Origin of the sequence: Roseibium sp. MMSF_3247 (assembly GCF_030733765.1) — a bacterium.
Taxonomy (GTDB): Bacteria; Pseudomonadota; Alphaproteobacteria; order Rhizobiales; family Stappiaceae; genus Roseibium.
Genome location: NZ_JASHII010000003.1, coordinates 249,854 through 268,561, shown reverse-complemented (window position 1 = coordinate 268,561; position 18,708 = coordinate 249,854). Strand labels below are relative to the sequence as shown.

Here is an 18,708-nt window from a genome sequence, read left to right as displayed (position 1 = left end):
ATCGCATGTTGCTCGAAGTCTGTGTTGATACGATGGAAGGTGCCAGGGCTGCTGTTCGTGGTGGGGCCGGGCGTATCGAACTCTGCTCTGCTTTGTCTGAAGGCGGACTGACGCCGTCCGCAGGACTGATGCGAGCTGCTGCCCAATTACCTGTTCCGGTCTACGCCATGATCCGTCCGCGTGCCGGTCTCTTTCATTTTTCTGAAAATGAAGAGCAGATCATGGCCAGTGATATTGATCTGGCTAAAGGCTTTGGACTTGCTGGTGTTGTCCTGGGTGCGCAGCGCGGAGATCATACGCTGGACCGGGAGCTGCTGGCACGTTTGTCAGACCGGGCATCCGCTATGGGGCGGACGCTCCACCGTGTGATCGATGTTGTGCCGGACCCGTTTGCCGCGCTGGAAACGGCGATTGATCTGGGGTTCGAGCGGGTTCTCACATCAGGAGGTCAAGCTACGGCTGATGCTGGGCGGGCCGTTATTCAAGAAATGAACGCGACTGCCGGCGGCCGCACGAGCATCATGCCGGGTGCAGGCCTGCGGCCCGACATGGTGGCCAGCATCATCCAGTCGACGGGTGTCACTGAAGTTCATGCATCGTGTTCGGTCATTGTGATAGATGAGGATGCCGGTGGGCTGTTTTGTCCCCCGGGCGGATGCAGGGAAACATCAGAGGATCTCGTCAAGCAAATGGTCGCCGCCATGGGTAATTCTGGCTACTAGAGAACCGCTTTTCACTCTTAAGACGTGATTTCGTTCGTAACCTGGCCGGTGGTGAGAATTGGCGCAGCATCCAGTTTGTGGGCGTTTAGCATTTCAGCTATTTCGGAAATGCTCTCCACCAGTCTGATCTTGTCTTTATCCGTCAGTTTATCGAACTTTGCTTCGAATTCGTCATGAAGAAGCCCGGGCAGCGAGGCGACTGTTTCCTTGCCACGTTCCGTGAGCATGGTGTGAACGATGCGCCGGTCGGAGGGAGATCTGTAACGCTCGATCAGCTTTTTCTCTTCCAGCTTGTCCAGGATTGTCACAACCGTCGCAGAACTTAGGTCTGCATGGTCTGAGAGAACCTTTGTTGTCACCTCTCCCAAATCATTGACGCCCTGTAGAACGACGATCTGCGGAATTGTCAGTCCGGATACTCTCGCAACTTCCCGGGATCGCAGGTCAATGGCCCTGACGATCCGCCGAATGGACTTGAAAATCTGAGCTGCTTCGCTGGCATTCATAATTTTAGCTCTGATCATTTGAACTCTAATGATAAGAAGTCTATATACCTCCTACCAGCGAACTGGAAAGAGGAATTTTTAGATTTATGTGTGGCATTTGCGGTGAAGTTGTTTTCTCGTCAGGGCAAGCCGATACAAGCCGGGTCGACCGAATGGCGCAAGCAATGGCCGCTCGCGGTCCCGATGCGATGGGTGTTACCATGCGCGGACGGGTCGCGTTCGGACACCGGCGTTTGAAAATCATTGATTTGAGTGACCAGGGCGCGCAACCGATGCAAGATCCGGAACTGGGTCTTTCGCTAGTCTTCAATGGTTGCGTCTACAATTATCAAGAGCTGCGGGCGGAGCTGACCGGAAAAGGCTACCGGTTTTTCTCTACCAGTGACACAGAGGTCATTCTGAAGTCATGGAAGGAGTGGGGTCCTGACTGTTTCACAAGATTCCACGGCATGTTTGCCGTTGCCATCCACGAACATGACAGCGGCCGCATTCACTTGGCTCGCGACCGTTTTGGCATCAAGCCCCTTTATGTTTCAGAGGCCGACGGCCGTTTGGCATTCGCCTCGTCGCTTCCGGCACTGCTGAAGGGCGGAAACATCGATCGATCGATCGATAAGGTTGCGCTTCAGCATTACATGAGCTGGCACTCGGTCGTCCCGGCTCCGCGGACCGTTTTGAATGGTGTGCGGAAGTTGGGCCCTGCGACCGTGCGGACATACGAGACAGACGGATCTTTTAAAGATGCAGTCTATTGGGAGCCGGACTTCCGCAAGTCAGAAGAAGATGTAAACCGGTCGGCAGACGACTGGCGCGACCTTGTTCTTGAAGGTTTGCGCAAAGCGGTCCGCCGCCGGATGGTCGCGGACGTCCCGGTCGGCGTCTTGCTGTCAGGCGGGGTCGACTCCAGCTTGATTGTTAGTCTTCTGGCAGAGGAGGGCCAGAAGGATCTCGCGACGTTCTCGATCGGCTTCGAGGAAGCGAATGGAGAAAAGGGCGACGAATTTCAGTATTCGGACCTAATCGCCAATCACTACGGGACTAACCACAACAAGATCTTCATTCCGTCGTCTGAGCTTTTGGACAATCTGCCGGGCGCCATTGGCGCGATGTCGGAGCCGATGGTGTCATATGACAACATCGGATTCTATTTGCTGTCTCGCGAAGTCTCCAAACACATCAAGGTTGTTCAATCGGGGCAGGGCGCGGACGAGGTGTTCGGCGGATATCACTGGTATCCGAAACTGACCGGGTCGAACCAGCCAGTTGCCGACTATGCCGACGCGTTTTTTGACCGGTCCGAAGAACAATTGAACGAAGCAATTTCGCCGGACTATCACTGCGACCGCAATGAGAGTATCGCGTTCGTTGAAAGTCACTTCAGCTTACCAGGTGCTGATGATCCGGTGGACAAGGCTTTGCGCCTCGACACCAATGTCATGCTGGTCGATGATCCGGTGAAGCGCGTTGACAATCACTCCATGGCTTGGGGACTTGAGGCTCGCGTGCCGTTTCTCGACCATGAACTGGTTGAACTGGCAGGGCGCATTCCGTCAGAGCACAAGCTTGCCCAGGACGGCAAAGGCGTTCTGAAGGAAGCTGCGCGTCTTGTCGTACCATCTGAAGTTATCGACCGTCCGAAGGGGTACTTCCCTGTACCCGCGCTCAAATACATTCAGGGTCCCTATCTGGAAATGGTGCGTGAAACGCTAACGAACGGCAAAGCCAAAGGTCGGGGGTTGTTCAACCCGGCCTATCTCGAAAAGCTGTTCGAGAACCCGACACAATACATCACTAAGCTGCGGGGCTCTGAGCTCTGGCAGGTTGCTCTGCTGGAAATGTGGCTGCAGGAGCAGGAGGCCTAACGCGTGTCAGAAAAAACACCGTCCCGGGTCAAGGGGGCACTTGAGCACCGTCTCAAGCGGATGCGGGATCACGGCATGAAACCGGAGTACCGCGCCGATGAGACGGATATGCCTGTCAACCAAACCATCAATTGCGGATGGGGACGTTTGTTGTTCGGAAATACTTTCGCTGAGCCGGAAGCGCTTGTGGAGGCGCTTCGCGATGAGCGCCCGGACAGGCGGGATATCGCGTTTTATGTGCGCGATCCGCATGTGGTGGTTGGGCTTGCGCCTCAGGAGCTGTTCCTCGATCCTTCACATACCTACCGGTTGAACTTATCTACCTACCGATCAGCAAAAGACACTCGGCGGGGCTTCACGGTTCGCCGGTTGTCCTCACGCAGTGACGCGGAGCAAATCAACGCGCTCTATGCGAGCCGGGGCATGGTGCCGGTTTCTGAAGACTTCTTTTGGTCACAGCTTGATCCACGGGAAATCACTGTACTCGTCGCGGAGGAAGATGAAACCGGCAACATCGTCGGGACGGCAATGGGCGTTGATCACCAACGCGCGACAAGTGGTGCGGAGCTCGGGTCATCACTTTGGTGCCTTGCGGTCTCTGCCCAGGCGCGCTTTCCCGGTATCGGAGAAGCGTTGGTCCGCAGGCTCGCCGAAGTGTTTCAGGCGCGGGGCAACCCGCACATGGATCTTTCGGTAATGCACGACAATGACATGGCTATTGCGCTTTACGAAAAGCTCGGCTTTGAACGGGTTCCGGTCTTTACCGTGAAGCTCAAGAACCCGATCAACGAAGCGCTTTACGCGGGGCCCGCGACGGAAGAAAAACTCAATCCTTATGCAACATTGATCGTCAATGAAGCACGCCGCCGTGGGATCAATGCCCAGATCATTGATGCAGAAGGCGGCTTCTTCCGGTTGTCTTACGGCGGCCGATCAGTGCGCTGCCGGGAATCCTTGAGTGAATTTACCACCGCAGTTGCCATGTCGATCTGCGACGACAAGGCTTCTACACGGCGCATCGTGGAGGCCGCAGGTCTGTCCGTTCCGGATCAGATGACAGTGGGCGAGGGCGACTTGAAAGCGTTTTTGCAGCGGCATGGTTCTGTGGTTGTGAAGCCGACCCGTGGTGAGCAAGGCAAGGGCATCGCCATAGGTCTGGAAACGCTTGAAGATGTCGAAGCTGCGATCGATGTTGCCCGAACCTTTTCCAATGAGGTGCTGGTCGAAGAATGCGTTCAAGGATCTGATCTCAGGCTCGTGGTGATTGACTACAAGGTGGTGGCGGCGGCAATCCGCAAACCGGCTGAAATCATGGGCAACGGCAAAAGCACCGTGAGGGATCTCATTCATGCGCAATCCCGCCGGCGTGCGGCCGCTACAGGCGGGGAATCCCGCATTCTGATTGACGAAGAAGCCGAGCGGTGTTTGGCATCAGCCGGTTTGACGCTGGAAGATGTCCTGCCCGACGGGCAGCGTTTGGCGGTCCGACGGACGGCCAATTTGCACACCGGCGGAACTATTCATGATGTTACCGGCGAAACGCACAGCACCTTGATTGAGGCGGCTGTGCGGGCGGCAAAGGCAATTCAGATCCCAGTGACGGGGATTGACCTGATGGTGAAAAGCCCACGGGAGCCGGAGTACAACTTCATTGAAGCCAATGAACGTCCGGGTCTGGCAAATCATGAACCGCAGCCAACGGCTGAACGCTTTGTCGATTTCCTGTTTCCGCTATCCATGCCAAAGCCGGCACGGGATACCTTGCAACGTGAGTTTTCATGACATTGCTTACCATCGATATCGATTATCTGGCCAAGACGCTGAAAAACCTGCTCGGGATCCCGAGCCCGACGGGATACACGGACGAGTTGGCGCGGTTTGTTTCCAAAGAGCTTGAGCGTCTCGGGGTCTTTTATGAGGTGACGCGGCGCGGCGCCATCCGAGCACGTCTGGATGGTGCAAAATCCAAGCCTGCCCGGGCTTTCGTGGCACACTTGGACACCCTCGGTGCCCAAGTTAAAACGCTGAAGGAAAACGGGCGGCTTGAGCTGGTGCCCATCGGTCACTGGTCTGCACGCTTTGCAGAAGGTGCCCGGACGACGATCTTCTCTGAAAGCGGTGCCTACACCGGAACGATCCTGCCATTAAAGGCATCGGGCCATACGTTTAATGAAGGCATCGACAATCTTCCGGTCGGCTGGGATTACGTTGAGCTGAGAGTTGATGCCTATTCGAAATCAGCTGACGACCTGCACCGCCTTGGGATCGACATTGGTGATATCGTTGCCATCGATCCAGCCCCGGAGTTTCTCGAAAACGGCTTCATCGTCTCCCGGCACTTGGACAACAAAGCCGGGGTCGCAGTGATGCTGGCAGCACTCAAGGCCATGGTGGAATCCGAGACGAAGCCGACGGTCGATATTTTTTGGCTGTTCACAATCGCGGAAGAGACAGGGCACGGCGCGACTTCGATTTTGACGCCGGACATTGCATCCCTCGTTGCCATCGACAACGGAACATCCGCACCGGGGCAAAACTCCGATGAATTCGGCGTAACGATTGCGATGGCTGATCAAACCGGTCCGTTTGACTACCATCTGACCCGCAAAATGGCTCAGCTGTGCCGGGACAACGAGATAAAATTCCAAAAGGATGTCTTTCGGTACTATCGGTCTGACGCAGCTTCTGCGATTGAAGCTGGCGCAGATGTGCGCACGGCTCTGATCACCTTCGGCGTTGATGCAAGCCACGGCTACGAGCGGATCCATATGCACGCGCTTCGCTCTCTCGCCGAACTATGTACCGGTTATGCGCTCAGCCCTGTTGAAATCGCACGGGATGCGCGGGAATTCGCGGGAATGAAAGGCTTCACGACACAACCGACCGAAGATGCCGATCAGGACCTTAGCCCGGAAACCGAAGAGCCTGGCGCTGAGGCGTCATAGATTCTGCGCAGGCTTCCACATATCAAACGAGCTCGGCCAATTGAGGGGTCACTTGAAACGTTCCCTCCTTTGACCGGGTGATTGCCAGCGGCATTTCGAAGGTCGGGGTCAGTGTCTTTTCCGAAAAGACACTCTCAAGTGAACCGTGCTGCACCTTCGACCCATTCTTGATGACAAGGATCTTGTCTGCAAAAGCGGCCGTCAGGTTCAGGTCATGCATCACTGCGATTACACCGCCGCCGCGCCGGGCATAGTCTTTTGCAAGTTTCATGATCTGATACTGATGCTTGATATCGAGGCTCGACACCGGCTCATCCAGGAATAGCCAGCGCGGCGTTCCATCTTCCGCGACCGGATCCCAAACCTGGCAGAGTACACGGGCCAATTGCGCCCGTTGTTGTTCACCGCCGGACAAGTCTTGGTAGGTACGGGCCTCAAAACCCGGAAGACCAACAAGGGCCAAGGCTTCGGCAATACGGTGAGCCCGTGCTAGGCGGCCTTGCCTCCGGTCCAGAATGCCGAGGCCAATAACTTCCGAAACGGTGAGCGGAAACGACAGGTGGCTCGCCTGGGGCAAAACCCCTCGTGCCAGCGCTTGAGTTTCCGGCGACAGGCTTGCAACTTCGTGTCCGCCCAACTGAATGCTGCCTGAATAAGGCCGTTCTCCTGTGATGGCCTTTAACAGTGTGGTCTTGCCCGACCCGCTGGGTCCTATGATGGCCAACATCTCTCCAGGGTGCGCACTGAAGGACATATCGTTTACAATGCAGCTGCTACCCAAGGTGATCTGCACGTCCCTGACGTCCAAAGCTTGGGCAGAGGTGAGTAATTCTTCAGCGAGGATTGAAGTGTTGGTCATAAGCCCGTCAATCCTCTGTTCCGCAATAATATCCATAGGAAAAATGGTGCGCCAACAAAGGCGGTGATGATTCCGATCGGCAGTTCTGCAGGGGCAACGATTGTCCGCGCCAGAGTGTCCGCGCCAATCAACAAGATAGCTCCAAGCAGCGCGGCTGCGGGCAGGAGGAATTTGTGATCCGGACCAATCGATAGCCGCAACAGATGTGGCACGACGATCCCGACAAATCCGATCCCCCCGCTTACGGCGACCGATGCACCGGTCGCCGCTGCGACTAGAAGAATGCTGATATTTTTGAGCCGCTGAACCCGGATGCCAATGTGAGCGGCCGCTGCTTCGCCCAGTGTCAGCGCATTGAGGCCTCTGGCAAGGAAGGGTGTCGCCAAGAGCATGGTCAGGATGATCGGTGCAGAGGAAGCCACTTTTTCCCAGTTTGCTCCGGCAAGAGAACCAAGCCCCCAAAACTGCAGATCGCGCAGCTGATTGTCGTCGGCCACATAGACGAGAAGGCCGGTGATCGCACCGGTCAATGCGCCAAGAGCGATGCCGGCGAGCAGGAGTGTGGCAACAGATGTAAAGCCGCCACTTGTGCCAATCCGGTAGAGCAGCAAAGTGTTGATCAGGCCGCCTGCAAACGCGGCAAACGGGATTGCATAGATACCGAGGACCGCCATGGCTGGCGCCAGTGCGGCATTGCCCAAAACAATGAACAGAGCAGCGCCTAAACCAGCGCCGGCAGAGACACCGACAATTCCCGGATCGGCTAGTGGGTTGCGAAACAACCCTTGCATCACTGCACCGGAGACCGCGAGCGCCGCACCGATCAGCGCGCCGAGAGTGATCCTTGGCAACCGAATGTCCATCACAACGATCCAGTCCCGTGCGGACACAATCTCCGGCAACGGTGCAGACGGATCCGCCAGATGGCTCGGGATATGAGGCAGTAGATCAAATACCGGAACCGGGATGGGCCCGGTTGCCAAGCTGCCGATCATCGTTGCGATCAACAGAGCAGCGAGTGCTGCAATCACCCAACGGGCAACGCTTGCCCGGTCTCCGTGTTTCGAGGCTGTGAGCCCAAAAATGGCGGCCAGTCCACCCTCTTGCCGCGGCAAAAACGCATCGGTCATCCCGCCTAACTCCGTATTTCAGAAAGGTTCTGAGCAAGATCCTGGATTGCGTCCGCGGTGCGTGGTCCGAAACCAAGCAGGTAGTCTCCCGGCATTTTTAAGAGACGGTTGGCCTTGCCTGCAGGTGTTTGCGCAAGAGCTGGGTGAGAGAAGAGGTCATCTGCCGACGCGCTGTGATCTCCTTCCCGATCCATCATCAAGACGACGTCCGGCATCGCGCTCAGGATCGCCTCGTCGCTAAGCTGCTTGTAACCGGAGAATTCGCTGACTGCGTTCTTTGCGCCTGCCAGGGTAATAATGCCGTCAGCCGCAGTATCAGCTCCACCAGCCATGATCCGCCCGCCGCGCGTAGACAAAACAAAAAGGACGCGGACGTTTTCATTCCGGCCAGCGGCTTGTTCTTGCGCAGTTTTGAGGTCGGTTTCAATCTTCTGCGTAAGAGCGTTGGCTTTTTTCGGAACGCCAAGGGCCGCACCAACTGTCCGTATTTTGGCTACGATACCTTCTGGCGTGAATTCGTTCGGAATGTTGGCAATTGCGATCCCTGATTTCTCCAAGACGTCAACCGCCTCCTGCGGGCCACTGCCGTCCAGCATTAAAAGCAGATCGGGATCAACGGAGAGGACTCCCTCCGGCGACAGCGCGCGGATGTAACCGATATCGGGCAAATCATGGGCTTCTTGCGGATGAACGCTTGTCGAATCTCTGGCAACAAGACGGCGCTCTTCTCCCAAAGCGAACACCACTTCGGTCACAGATCCTCCGACGGCAACCACCCGTTTCGAGGCCTCGTCCGCAGAGAGTGGATGGATTGTAAGAACAAGTGCGGTCGCAGTAAGGAGCGTCGCGGCCAGGCACTCAAGGTAGAGAGAACGAAGTCTGGTGATCATTCGGCGGCTCCTAACGTGATAGCGTGATCGAGTTTTGGGAGGTTTTCGGCAAGGCCGCGCCAGTCGGATCGTTCGGCATTTTCTTCGCCGCGCACTCCGAAGAACTGGATGATTTGTTGACCGTCGCTGTCATAAGCTTCAATTGAAGTTACATGCCCGATATCTGCGGGTTTTCGAACGGCCCAGACATCATGAATGTGATCGGTTCGAAGATGCAGATGGAACGTCGGGTCCATGATGTTGATCCATGGTCCCTTTTCCAGGACATTTGCGATTTGGCCCGAGTGGATCTGGATGCATCCGCGGTTGCCAACGAAGCACATGATCGGGATTTGCTCTGAGGCTGCCAGGCGCAGCAGAGCTGGAACTGAACCTTTATCGAGTGGCCATGCCCAGCTTTCACCGGCAAGTTCAAAGGCACTTAACCGGTCCAGTTCGAGGTCTTTCAAAATGCCATGGAACTGGTGGGGATCTGTCATGGATTGCCAGCGGTCGCGGAGATGCATCTCCGCGTGAACAGTCGGCAATTTTCGTGAAAAGACCGGAGCCGGCGTGATATCCGGCAAGATCTCTGGCTGTTGATCTGGAAGCGTTAGAAGTGCGACGAGCTGATCCCAAGCGTCTTTGTTTGTGTCTGGCCGAGCATGGATCTTTTGGACCGCATCGCCGTGGGCATCAAAGAATTGCAGGGAACGACGGACATCCTCGCCCTCTCTTTTCTCAACGGCAAATCCGTGGACCCAATTTGCAGGAAACATACGCGTGTCGATTTGCTCTCCCAGCATGAGTGCAGCGCGCTTCCCATTTATGAATTTTTCAAACTCGCCAATTTTCTCATGTACGGCGCTTTCGTTCCGCGTGAGAGCCATAACGGGCCCGACATTTTGAAGCCCGGCAAAAAGATCATCGAACCTCGGATCAATCCGGCTGGTGCCATGACCAACGAAGCTCGCAACCAGTTCAGCTTCGGAAACACCAATGGTCCGAGCCAGATCCCTTTCCCGCATTTTGGATGCGTGCGCACGGGCTTTTCTGATCTCGGCTGCAGTGGGTCGAGAGGCGCTTTCTAAGCCATCTGCCGTCATCTGAATTTCCTCTTTCTTTGCCATAGACGTTCGATCCATCTGGCCCGTCTTGAATGTGGTGGCGTGACTAAGTGTCTGTCTCTGTTTCAAAAATTAGAACCTTTCCAAAGAAGTTCTTTTTCGATTCAGGCTTAGTCTGATACTTGACTCCACTACTCATGTTTTATAGTGAACGCAATACCTGAGTCACTGACTCAAGTTAAAAATGCTGTTTGGCAGACAGCATAAAAGGACGCGAAAACGCGCACTCTTGGAGAAATTTATGGGGCTCAGAAATACCCTTCGCGCCGATCTATTGGGCGGTGTTGCACTGTGGATGTTTGCTTTTGGTGGGGCGGCGTTTGCACAAGATGAAGTGGCAACGCCACTCCAGCGGATCGTGCTTGGAACAGGTGTTGAGAAAGTTGCAATTGACACACCGCAAGCGGTGACGGTTCTGGATCAGGACGCGATTGACAACGAACAGGCCGCGACGATCGGCGAGTTGTTCCGGGATATTCCGGGTGTGACGGTCATCGGCAGTGATCGCATCGGCGGGCAGTCTTTCAACATTCGCGGGATCGGCGATCTTGCGTCGTCCGATGAGTCCAAAATCATTGTGACCGTGGACGGTGCGACCAAGTTTTATGAGCAATACCGGCTCGGGTCCTTCTTCTCCGACCCAGAGCTTTACAAACAGGTTGAGGTGTTGAGAGGTCCTGCCTCATCAACGCTCTATGGTGCGGGCGCACTGGGTGGCGTGATCAACTTCACCACCAAGGATCCGAGCGACTTTCTGAAACCGGAAGATACAGCTGTCTTGCGGCTGAAGGGCATGTACGACTCCAACAAGTGGGGCTTCATGACCTCGGCTGTGGGCGCGGTGCGCCTTTCAGAAAACACCGAGTTTCTGGTCAACGGTATCTTCCGGAAATCGAACGACATTGAGGACGGGCACGGGATTGAAATCCCCGGATCTGCGTTTTCTTCGTTCTCTGGTCTGGCCAAGGTTGTCCACCATTTCGGCGAGGATAAGGAACAGGCTGTCCGCTTGTCTTACCAACGCTGGCAAAGCGACGCCGACGATACCCAATACTCACAAACCAACACTGCGGGTTTCGGTACGATCGATCGGGATATCACTGACCAGACTGTTGTCCTGAACTATGAAAATCCGGCGAGCGACAATCCCTATCTCGACTTGGCTGTGAACCTGTCCTTTTCGGATACACAAGTTGAGCAGAAAAACTCGTCGCTCGGGGCGTTCTCACCATCTCAGCTCTTTGAAGATGGAAAGTACGGTTATCGTACCTGGCAGGGAAAGGTCGAGAACACATTCGAGCATTCTGGATCAGCCTTTGAGAACTTCCTGACTGTCGGGACCCAGCTCTCTTATCAAGAGCGCACGGCACAGACGAGAAGCGGTGCCATCGGATTTCATCCGGAAGGCACAGATACCAAGTTTGGGGTTTACGTACAGGACGAATTCATTTGGCAGGACCGGTTGACCCTCATTCCTGGTGTCCGCGTGGATTCGATCAACCTGTCGCCAGACAGTATGATTGATGGCGCATCGGATCAATCCGAGGTTGCTTTCTCGCCAAAACTTGCTGCGCTTTACAAGTTCAACGACACGTTCTCCATTTTCGGATCGGTTGCCCATACCGAACGTGCCCCGACTTTGGATGAGATGTTCTCCACATCCGGTGCCACAAGCACGTATCCGGGCGGCCGGCTTGCGAGTCTGAATCTTGACAAGGAACAGTCGAACGCCGTTGAAGCCGGGTTTTCCGTATCAGCCTATGATCTCGTTCAGGACGGCGACGGTCTGCAGCTGAAGACCACGGCCTTCTACAACGACCTGAAAGACCTGATTTCGACCAATCCCGACCGGGGCCAGACCACGCCGGTCCGCTACTACGTCAATATCGATGAGGCAGAGATCTATGGTGTCGAGATGGAGGCGGCCTATAACTCCGAGTACGTTTACAGCACCGTCGCCTTCAGCATTGTCCGGGGTGAAGACAAGGCTACCGGCGAAACGCTGACGTCCATTCCGGCTGACACGCTTGCCGTGACGCTGGGCGGACGTGTGCCGCAGTATGATCTTGATTTTGGATGGCGCGGACTTTTTGCAGCCAGCATCGACACAGGCGCGACCGCAGGGCCCTTTGCCGGCTATGCCGTTCACGATGTCTTTGCCAGCTGGAAGCCCCAGGAAGGGCACTTCGCCGGCATGGAGCTGCGGGCGGCGGTCGAGAACATCTTTGACAAGTCTTATCAAAACAATCTGGCCGGCGACAGAGGCCGCGGCCGGACCTTCAAACTCACCCTGAACAAGGAAATCAGCTGGTGAGGTAATTGTTGGCCAGCTCAGCATCTCCGGTCGACGAATTGTTGCGGAAGATGCTGAGCTGGGCTCACTCTAGAAAGGTTGACGGCATGATCTCAGAACTAACACATCAAATCGCATCGTTTCTTCAGCTTGGCGGGCCCGTGGTTACCGTCATTGCTGGATTGTCAGTGATCGCTTTGGCTTTAATCCTGGTCAAAGCGTTTGAGTTTTTGGTTTTGGGTGTCGGGTCGAGCCGCCGTGCCAAGGCAGGGGTAAAGCTTTGGTTGGCACACAGGCCAGGGGACGCACTCGCGGCGATCGGTGTGCCGAAAAGTGCGGCTGACAAGGCCGTCCTGACTGCCTGCAAGCTCCTGGAAAGCCGGAACAGAAAATCGGAAATAGAGGAGCGGATCGGGGTCCAGGCAGCCGGCGACTTGCACCACTTTGCAAAGGGTGTTCGTGCCCTTGAGGCCATTGCACAGGTCGCACCACTCATTGGTCTATTCGGGACGGTGCTTGGCATGATCGAGGCCTTTCAAGCATTGCAATCTGCCGGTAGCAACGTTGACCCATCCGCGCTTGCCGGTGGAATTTGGGTTGCCCTCATGACCACGGCAGCCGGGCTTGCCGTTGCTATGCCCGTGTCGCTGGTTGTGACGTGGTTGGAAGGGCGCCTGGAAGCCGAGCGTGTCGCAATTGAAACACTGACATCCGCGTTGCTTCTGCCCTCGTTGGATCACGGCGTTGAGGAAGCGGACGGTATGCCGGCAGGAGCTGCGCTTTCTTATGCGCGTTGAGCCGCTTCCTAAAAAACACCGTGCAATCTCACTTACGCCTTTGGTGGACGTGATTTTCCTCTTGCTGTTGTTTTTCATGCTGTCATCCACGTTTACCCAGTTTGGGCAATTGGAGATTGGTGCGCCTGCAGCTGCAGGCGGATCGAAGGCCTTGCCAAAGGCGATTTTGACGGTCGAGCCGGACCGTTTGCGTCTCAATGGGACAGTTGTCGCGCAAGACGATCTTGCAGCTGAAGTCTCTGCTCTCACTGAGACCGGCAACGACAACCTTCTTGTTTACATTCAAGGATCGAGCAGCACGCAGCGGCTTGTTACGGTCATGTCGGACTTGAAATCGGTGTCCGGGCTGAACGCTACTGTTGCAGGGCCCAAATGATCACACTGCCCCGGAAATCCGAGAAGCGACCGCTTGAGACCACGATCTCATTGATCAACATCGTGTTTTTGATGCTGATCTTCTTTCTGGTCGCCGGACAATTGGCACCGCCTTTGGACGGGCAAGTCGACCTGGCAAAGTCTGAGAAGGCTCCGCCTTTGCCGCCGCCTGATGCGCTTTACGCTCGGGCCGATGGAATTCTGGTTTATCGAGACGAGGAGATCAGTGCAGAAGCATTTCTGGGGCGCCAGGCCCCGACCGGAGACGGGATTGTGCGTCTGGGCGCAGATGCGGCATTGCCAGCAGATATACTGCTAAACCATGTCGCGGCGCTCTACGCGGCGGGGGCGGTCAAGGTGCTGATTGTCACCCGCAAGGCTGATCCATGAGCTCCTTTCGAAACGCGCTCGGGATTGCGATCTGTGCGTCCCTGGCAATTCATGTCGGCGCGGTCGCCCTGACACTCAACCCAAAGCCGGAGTTGGAGGTTGCCGGGGCCGGCGAATCGATCACGATCACGCTTGGGAACGCCCCCATCAGCACGATCTCGGCAGGTTCAAAGCCGCAAGTCGAAGCGACACTGCCGGCCGAGCCAGCTGTCGAAATGGCAACTCCGGTTCAGTCTGTCCCCGTTTCTGAGGTCGTACAACCGCCTGAACCTGTTTCCGTGCCGGAGATAGAGCCAGCACCGCCAGTTGATACTGCACCAGCAGTAGAGGCCGTTCCGATCGCAGAGGTAAATGGCAACTTTCAAGCGGTGACAGAACAGAAACCAGTTGCTGAAATCACCGATGAGCCTGCTCCCGAAAGGACCCGGGTCAAGGCTGTCGACTTAGAAGCCGAACCGCTACAGAGCGACATTGTGGCGGTTCCTAAGGACCCTGTCAAAGCAGTCCCCGTAAACGGCACGCAGACCAAAAAGGAAGTTGATCCGGTACCCGATGTGGTAACCCCGGCAGAGCAGGCAAAGCCGGTTGAAGCGTCTGAAACCGCTGTTTCACCGCCACGGCGAAAACCTTCGCCGCCAAAGACACAGGTTGCCAAGGCACAAAAAAAACCTGCAAAGCAAGCAGCAAAAAAGCTTGCGAAAGTTAAGCAGGAAAAGGCGCAAACGGCACGCCGGGCAGGTGCGGGGGGGCAATCCAATCGAACGGCGCAAAAGGGTGGATCAGCGCGCAAAGGAAAAGCGAAGGCGGCCGGGAATTCAGAGGTTACCAACTATCCGGCCAAGGTCCATCGCAAGGTATTACGCTCCGTGCGCACACCGCGTAGCCTTGGACGGTTGGCGAAGGACGCTCAGGTCCGTTTCACGGTCAAAGCCAATGGCAGTGTTACTGGCGTGCGCCTGGTCAGATCTTCTGGAAACAAAACGTTCGACCAGGCAGCCCTCAAGTCCGTGCAACGTGCTGCGCCTTATCCCGCGATACCGTCAGCCGCCAAACGCGCCTCTTGGACGTTCACCTTGCCAATTGGAGCACGTTGAACCAGGTCGGCTATCGGGCCCGCAGTTTTTCGTCCATTTCACGGATGAGCGCTCGGGCTTCATCGCCCTCGGGGATTGGGCGGCCGCTGTCACGCCATTCGATTGCCGCCTTGAAACCTTCTGTTTGCGCGTAGCGCCGGAACCACAGGCCTTCCGGATTGTGCCGGGTGATGCCGTCAAAGATCGTTGCTGACATCTGAGCCTGTTCAAGTCCCATTGTCAGCATGATCTGATTGACGACCATCTTGTGCATGGCAAGGTGGCCGGATGGAACGCCTGCGATCCGTGCCGCGAGCGCATTTGTTTTTTCATCCAACTGGACCGACGGACACGAGATGTTTGCCAGTCCCCAGTCGGTAGCCGTTGTGCCTGTGATCAAGTCACCGGTGAACATCAACTGTTTGGCTCGTGCCGGACCAAGTCGGTAAGTCCACATTGCGGTGGTCGGACATCCCCAGACGCGGGTCGGCATATACCCGATGCGGGCATCCTCTGCCATGACCAGCAAATCGCAGCACAGTGCGATGTCGCTGCCACCGGCAACGGCGGAGCCGTGGACTTTGGCAATCGTCGGCTTTCTGCAGCGCCAAAGCGACATGAAGTCTTCTGTGTTCCGCTTCATCACCGCATAATCGACCATCGGATCCCAGGGATCGCTCTCCTGCTGACAGGGGTGGTCGACTTCATTTTCAGCATAGTGTGTCAGATCGTAGCCACCGCAAAAGCCCTTGCCCGCGCCCTCAACAATAACGACATGGACGTCCTTGTTACTCTCAGCCCACTCGACAGCAGCGCGGATTTCCCGGGGGGTGTCATCGTTGATTGCATTGAACCGCTCCGGCCGGTTCAACAGCAGCCTGGCAACACGTTCATTTGCCGGACACAGGTCAATACTCAGTGTCGAAAACGCGGGCATGTAATCCTCCTCCCAAGACCGTAGAGCAGGTTCCATATTTGCAACTGAGATAAAAGCAGTCAACGCTGACTGTTTATTTTGGTTTTGGGTCTAACCGGCTATGTGCGATCTGCAGCCAGCAGGTTTCTGAGGGTCTCGATCCAGTCTTCGATCAACTGATTGCGGAGGGTTTGGTCATTCCTAAGCAGGGAGGAAAGGGTGAGGCCCCGGATAAATTCGATCGTCAAACCGATTGCCTTCTCGGCTCCAGGCTGATCAAGCAGCCCCTCAAAAAGCTGTGTGAGGACGCGATCGCGGTCTGCGATGGCATCTTGTTCTGCAGATCTTAGAGCGGTGCGGAGCGCTGGGTCCGCGCGGGAGGCAATCCAGAGTTCCAGTTCTGCAAGAAAGGAAGGATGCGCGTAGGCGTTGGCCAGGGTGCGTACGGATCTTGTGAGTGGGTCGGCTACATCTTTGAGCTTTTCAGCTTCGCTCCAGACCGCGTTCTCATTGAGTTCAATCAACCGGCTGATCGTCATGGACAACAGATCGGCGTGTGTTGGGAAATGGTGCAGAAACGCGCCACGACTGACACCAGCGCGTTTTTGGACTTCCAAGGTTGTTGTTTTGGAAAGGCCGAGTTCGATGAGAACCTCGACAGCAGCGCACAATATTTTGGTGCGGGTTACCGCACTTCTTTTCTGCTGAAGCGGTTTCTTGGTAGCGGCTTGGTTGTGTGCGTCAGATTGAATGATCAGGCCTTCGTCATTCTGCTTGGAGGTTAGACTAGCTGAAAAACAGCTTAGCTCTCAAGAAAACGGAATGCGAAGGCCTGTGCAAGTTAAGCGGTGCAGAGGTGGCAAGCAACTTTGGCCTTGCCATTGTCGAACTCGCGCACGGCCGGACGTTCCTGACGGCAGCGGTCCTCGGTCAACGTGCACCGGGGATGGAAGCTGCACCCCGAAGGTTTGTTGATCGGATCCGGGATTTCTCCAGACACAATCTCCGCCGTTCGTCCGAACGCGTCGATATGCGGGGCGGCATCCATAAGCATGCGCGTGTAGGGATGACGCGGGTTTTCGAACAGCGAGTCACGGTCCGCAACTTCGACCAGTCGGCCGAGATACAAGACACCAATTTCATCGGCCATGTACCGGATCACGGAAAGATCGTGACTGATGAAGAGATAAGTCAGGCCGAGTTCCCGCTGCAGTGTTTTCATCAGGTTCAAGACCTGACTTTGCACAGACACATCAAGCGCGGATGTCGGTTCGTCGCAGACGATGAATTCCGGATTGGATGCAAGCGCTCGCGCGATCGCAATCCGCTGACGCTGGCCGCCGGAAAACTCGTGCGGGAACTTCTCGCCATCGGATTTCGCGAGACCCACCTGATCAAGCAACTCTGTGACCCGTTTGTCGACTTCGCTTGCTGGCATCAGCTCAAAGGCCCGGATCGGTTCACCGATGATATGACGGACACGCCAGCGCGGGTTGAGCGAGGCGTACGGGCTCTGGAAGATCATCTGGATGCGGCGGCGCATGGCCAGCTTGCGCTTTTGGTCCTTGATGGCGAAAAAATCTTCCCCGTCGATCAAAACCTGGCCGCTGGTTGGTTTTTGCAAACCAACGATCATCCGCCCAATGGTTGATTTACCCGATCCACTCTCACCCACCAAGGCAAAAGTCTTGCCCTTCGGTATGTCGAAATCAACGGTGTCGACTGCCGTCAGAAATCGCTTGGATTCCATCGCCAGCATCCGGTTCAGCCATGGCTTGGACACGTCAAAAACTGCGCCCAGGCTCCGCGCACTGATCAAAGGGGTGTCGCCGGTCATTCAGACGCTCCGGAGATTTCTTTTTCGATTTGTTTGTAGGCCGGGTCGTAGAGCCAGCAGGCGACTTCACTGCCATTCACGGGTTCGAGAACCGGAATGTCATTGAAACAGGCCGAAATGGCTTTGGTGCACCGCTGATTAAACGCGCAACCGTTCGGAATGGCCCGAAGGTTCGGCATGGAGCCGGGGATTTGGCTGAGCGTTTGTAACGATCCGGTTGTCGATGGTGTGGAGGCCATCAAGCCGACAGTGTAGGGGTGCGATGGCGCGCTCAATACGTTCCGGGTCGGCCCTATTTCCGCGATCCGGCCTGCATAAAGAACAGCAACGCGGTCTGTTGTTTCCGCGATCACGCCCATGTCGTGCGTGATCAGAATAACCGCAGTCCCACGTTCCCGGCAGAGGCGCTTGAGCAGCGCCATGATCTGCGCTTGAACGGATACATCAAGCGCTGTCGTTGGTTCGTCCGCAATGATGAGTTCCGGCTCTGCTGCCAGAGCGAGTGAAATCACCACACGCTGGCGCATACCACCAGAGAATTGGTGCGGGTAAGCGTCAATCCGTGTCGCCGCAGCCGGAATGCCCACTTCTTCAAGCAGCGCAATGGCCTTCGCTCGAGCATCGTTTTGCGAAAGGGGCAGGTGGGTGCGGATGGTTTGGATCAGCTGCTGGCCGACCGTCATCAAGGGATTGAGGCTGGTCAGCGGGTCCTGGAAGACCATGGCGATCTTCTTGCCCCGGATGCGGCGCATGCGCTCTTCGGGAAGATTGTCGATGCGCTCACCATCAAGGTGAATTTCACCGCCGCTGATCCGGCCAGGACGATCGATCAGGCCGATGATCGCAGAACCGCACATGGATTTACCGGCGCCGCTCTCACCAACGAGACCCAGGATCTCGCCAGCGCGCACTTCGAACCCGACCCGGTCGACGGGACGCAACACGCCATTGCGGGTTGGAAACTCGACGATGAGGTCGGAGACTTTGAGGAGTGGAGTATCTGACAC

18 protein-coding genes are annotated in these 18,708 nt (G+C 56.0%); 9 read left to right on the top strand and 9 right to left on the bottom strand.

The features are described 5' to 3' along the window. Positions 1-5: 5 nt before the first annotated feature. Entirely contained in the window at positions 6-722 is a 717-nt protein-coding gene (locus RBB44_RS11615; RefSeq protein ID WP_306147537.1) for a copper homeostasis protein CutC, read from the top strand. 17 nt (positions 723-739) lie between these two features. On the opposite strand, the gene RBB44_RS11610 is transcribed toward RBB44_RS11615, so the two are convergent. Next, positions 740-1,228 (bottom strand): MarR family winged helix-turn-helix transcriptional regulator, encoded by a 489-nt coding sequence (locus RBB44_RS11610; RefSeq protein WP_306147536.1) that lies wholly within the window; start codon positions 1,226-1,228, stop codon positions 740-742. A gap of 86 nt (positions 1,229-1,314) precedes the next feature. Between RBB44_RS11610 and RBB44_RS11605 the strand changes: the two genes are divergently transcribed. Genes RBB44_RS11605 through RBB44_RS11595 form a run of 3 tightly spaced genes read left to right on the top strand, consistent with a single transcriptional unit; the run spans position 1,315 to position 6,035 of the window. Next, positions 1,315-3,090 (top strand): N-acetylglutaminylglutamine amidotransferase, encoded by a 1,776-nt coding sequence (locus RBB44_RS11605; protein WP_306147535.1) that lies wholly within the window; start codon positions 1,315-1,317, stop codon positions 3,088-3,090. Positions 3,091-3,093: 3 nt separating this feature from the next. After that, positions 3,094-4,872, top strand: coding sequence for an N-acetylglutaminylglutamine synthetase (gene ngg, locus RBB44_RS11600; RefSeq protein WP_306147534.1), 1,779 nt, complete (start codon positions 3,094-3,096; stop codon positions 4,870-4,872). Further along, complete coding sequence (locus RBB44_RS11595) at positions 4,869-6,035, top strand: osmoprotectant NAGGN system M42 family peptidase (RefSeq protein WP_306147533.1); 1,167 nt, start codon at positions 4,869-4,871, stop codon at positions 6,033-6,035. The genes ngg and RBB44_RS11595 overlap by 4 nt, the downstream gene beginning before the upstream one ends. 22 nt (positions 6,036-6,057) lie before the next feature. On the opposite strand, the gene RBB44_RS11590 is transcribed toward RBB44_RS11595, so the two are convergent. Genes RBB44_RS11590 through RBB44_RS11575 form a run of 4 tightly spaced genes read right to left on the bottom strand, consistent with a single transcriptional unit; the run spans position 6,058 to position 10,023 of the window. Further along, positions 6,058-6,894: a heme ABC transporter ATP-binding protein gene (locus RBB44_RS11590; RefSeq protein WP_306147532.1), complete on the bottom strand. Its 837-nt coding sequence runs from the start codon at positions 6,892-6,894 to the stop codon at positions 6,058-6,060. Next, the gene (locus tag RBB44_RS11585; protein ID WP_306147531.1) at positions 6,891-8,024 is read right to left on the bottom strand and encodes an iron ABC transporter permease; all 1,134 of its coding nucleotides are present in this window, start codon (positions 8,022-8,024) and stop codon (positions 6,891-6,893) included. Before RBB44_RS11585 ends, RBB44_RS11590 begins: the two co-directional genes overlap by 4 nt. Before the next feature lie 5 nt (positions 8,025-8,029). Then, on the bottom strand, positions 8,030-8,914 hold the full coding sequence (locus tag RBB44_RS11580; RefSeq protein ID WP_306147530.1) for a hemin ABC transporter substrate-binding protein: 885 nt from the start codon (positions 8,912-8,914) through the stop codon (positions 8,030-8,032). Then, positions 8,911-10,023: a hemin-degrading factor gene (locus RBB44_RS11575; protein WP_371932243.1), complete on the bottom strand. Its 1,113-nt coding sequence runs from the start codon at positions 10,021-10,023 to the stop codon at positions 8,911-8,913. Before RBB44_RS11575 ends, RBB44_RS11580 begins: the two co-directional genes overlap by 4 nt. A 238-nt stretch (positions 10,024-10,261) precedes the next feature. Between RBB44_RS11575 and RBB44_RS11570 the strand changes: the two genes are divergently transcribed. The 5 genes from RBB44_RS11570 to RBB44_RS11550 all read left to right on the top strand — a co-directional run bounded on the left by RBB44_RS11570 (position 10,262) and on the right by RBB44_RS11550 (position 14,969). Further along, positions 10,262-12,334, top strand: coding sequence for a TonB-dependent receptor domain-containing protein (locus RBB44_RS11570; RefSeq protein WP_306147529.1), 2,073 nt, complete (start codon positions 10,262-10,264; stop codon positions 12,332-12,334). Positions 12,335-12,420: 86 nt separating this feature from the next. After that, complete coding sequence (locus RBB44_RS11565; RefSeq protein WP_306147528.1) at positions 12,421-13,110, top strand: MotA/TolQ/ExbB proton channel family protein; 690 nt, start codon at positions 12,421-12,423, stop codon at positions 13,108-13,110. Next, on the top strand, positions 13,100-13,486 hold the full coding sequence (locus RBB44_RS11560; RefSeq protein WP_306147527.1) for a biopolymer transporter ExbD: 387 nt from the start codon (positions 13,100-13,102) through the stop codon (positions 13,484-13,486). Before RBB44_RS11565 ends, RBB44_RS11560 begins: the two co-directional genes overlap by 11 nt. Continuing rightward, positions 13,483-13,875, top strand: a complete 393-nt coding sequence (locus tag RBB44_RS11555) for a biopolymer transporter ExbD (RefSeq protein WP_306147526.1) — start codon at positions 13,483-13,485, stop codon at positions 13,873-13,875. The genes RBB44_RS11560 and RBB44_RS11555 overlap by 4 nt, the downstream gene beginning before the upstream one ends. After that, positions 13,872-14,969, top strand: a complete 1,098-nt coding sequence (locus tag RBB44_RS11550) for an energy transducer TonB (protein WP_306147525.1) — start codon at positions 13,872-13,874, stop codon at positions 14,967-14,969. Before RBB44_RS11555 ends, RBB44_RS11550 begins: the two co-directional genes overlap by 4 nt. 10 nt (positions 14,970-14,979) lie before the next feature. On the opposite strand, the gene RBB44_RS11545 is transcribed toward RBB44_RS11550, so the two are convergent. The 4 genes from RBB44_RS11545 to RBB44_RS11530 all read right to left on the bottom strand — a co-directional run bounded on the left by RBB44_RS11545 (position 14,980) and on the right by RBB44_RS11530 (position 18,708). Beyond that, positions 14,980-15,885, bottom strand: a complete 906-nt coding sequence (locus RBB44_RS11545; RefSeq protein WP_306147524.1) for a crotonase/enoyl-CoA hydratase family protein — start codon at positions 15,883-15,885, stop codon at positions 14,980-14,982. 98 nt (positions 15,886-15,983) lie between these two features. After that, positions 15,984-16,535 carry a TetR/AcrR family transcriptional regulator gene (locus RBB44_RS11540; RefSeq protein WP_306147523.1) on the bottom strand — a complete coding sequence of 184 codons (552 nt, stop codon included), beginning with the start codon at positions 16,533-16,535 and terminating at the stop codon, positions 15,984-15,986. Positions 16,536-16,705: 170 nt separating this feature from the next. Continuing rightward, positions 16,706-17,701 (bottom strand): ABC transporter ATP-binding protein, encoded by a 996-nt coding sequence (locus tag RBB44_RS11535; RefSeq protein WP_306147522.1) that lies wholly within the window; start codon positions 17,699-17,701, stop codon positions 16,706-16,708. After that, the gene (locus RBB44_RS11530) at positions 17,698-18,708 is read right to left on the bottom strand and encodes an ABC transporter ATP-binding protein (protein ID WP_306147521.1); all 1,011 of its coding nucleotides are present in this window, start codon (positions 18,706-18,708) and stop codon (positions 17,698-17,700) included. Before RBB44_RS11530 ends, RBB44_RS11535 begins: the two co-directional genes overlap by 4 nt.

Bases quoted from the DNA above. Each gene is read 5' to 3' on its own strand.
- RBB44_RS11560 (WP_306147527.1), top strand. From the start codon at position 13,100: ATGCGCGTTGAGCCGCTTCCTAAAAAACACCGTGCAATCTCACTTACG.
- RBB44_RS11545 (WP_306147524.1), bottom strand. From the start codon at position 15,885: ATGCCCGCGTTTTCGACACTGAGTATTGACCTGTGTCCGGCAAATGAA.
- RBB44_RS11570 (WP_306147529.1), top strand. From the start codon at position 10,262: ATGGGGCTCAGAAATACCCTTCGCGCCGATCTATTGGGCGGTGTTGCA.
- RBB44_RS11615 (WP_306147537.1), top strand. From the start codon at position 6: ATGTTGCTCGAAGTCTGTGTTGATACGATGGAAGGTGCCAGGGCTGCT.
- RBB44_RS11610 (WP_306147536.1), bottom strand. From the start codon at position 1,228: ATGAATGCCAGCGAAGCAGCTCAGATTTTCAAGTCCATTCGGCGGATC.
- RBB44_RS11590 (WP_306147532.1), bottom strand. From the start codon at position 6,894: ATGACCAACACTTCAATCCTCGCTGAAGAATTACTCACCTCTGCCCAA.
- RBB44_RS11555 (WP_306147526.1), top strand. From the start codon at position 13,483: ATGATCACACTGCCCCGGAAATCCGAGAAGCGACCGCTTGAGACCACG.
- RBB44_RS11575 (WP_371932243.1), bottom strand. From the start codon at position 10,023: ATGGCAAAGAAAGAGGAAATTCAGATGACGGCAGATGGCTTAGAAAGC.
- RBB44_RS11605 (WP_306147535.1), top strand. From the start codon at position 1,315: ATGTGTGGCATTTGCGGTGAAGTTGTTTTCTCGTCAGGGCAAGCCGAT.
- RBB44_RS11550 (WP_306147525.1), top strand. From the start codon at position 13,872: ATGAGCTCCTTTCGAAACGCGCTCGGGATTGCGATCTGTGCGTCCCTG.
- RBB44_RS11585 (WP_306147531.1), bottom strand. From the start codon at position 8,024: ATGACCGATGCGTTTTTGCCGCGGCAAGAGGGTGGACTGGCCGCCATT.
- RBB44_RS11565 (WP_306147528.1), top strand. From the start codon at position 12,421: ATGATCTCAGAACTAACACATCAAATCGCATCGTTTCTTCAGCTTGGC.
- RBB44_RS11535 (WP_306147522.1), bottom strand. From the start codon at position 17,701: ATGACCGGCGACACCCCTTTGATCAGTGCGCGGAGCCTGGGCGCAGTT.
- RBB44_RS11580 (WP_306147530.1), bottom strand. From the start codon at position 8,914: ATGATCACCAGACTTCGTTCTCTCTACCTTGAGTGCCTGGCCGCGACG.
- RBB44_RS11595 (WP_306147533.1), top strand. From the start codon at position 4,869: ATGACATTGCTTACCATCGATATCGATTATCTGGCCAAGACGCTGAAA.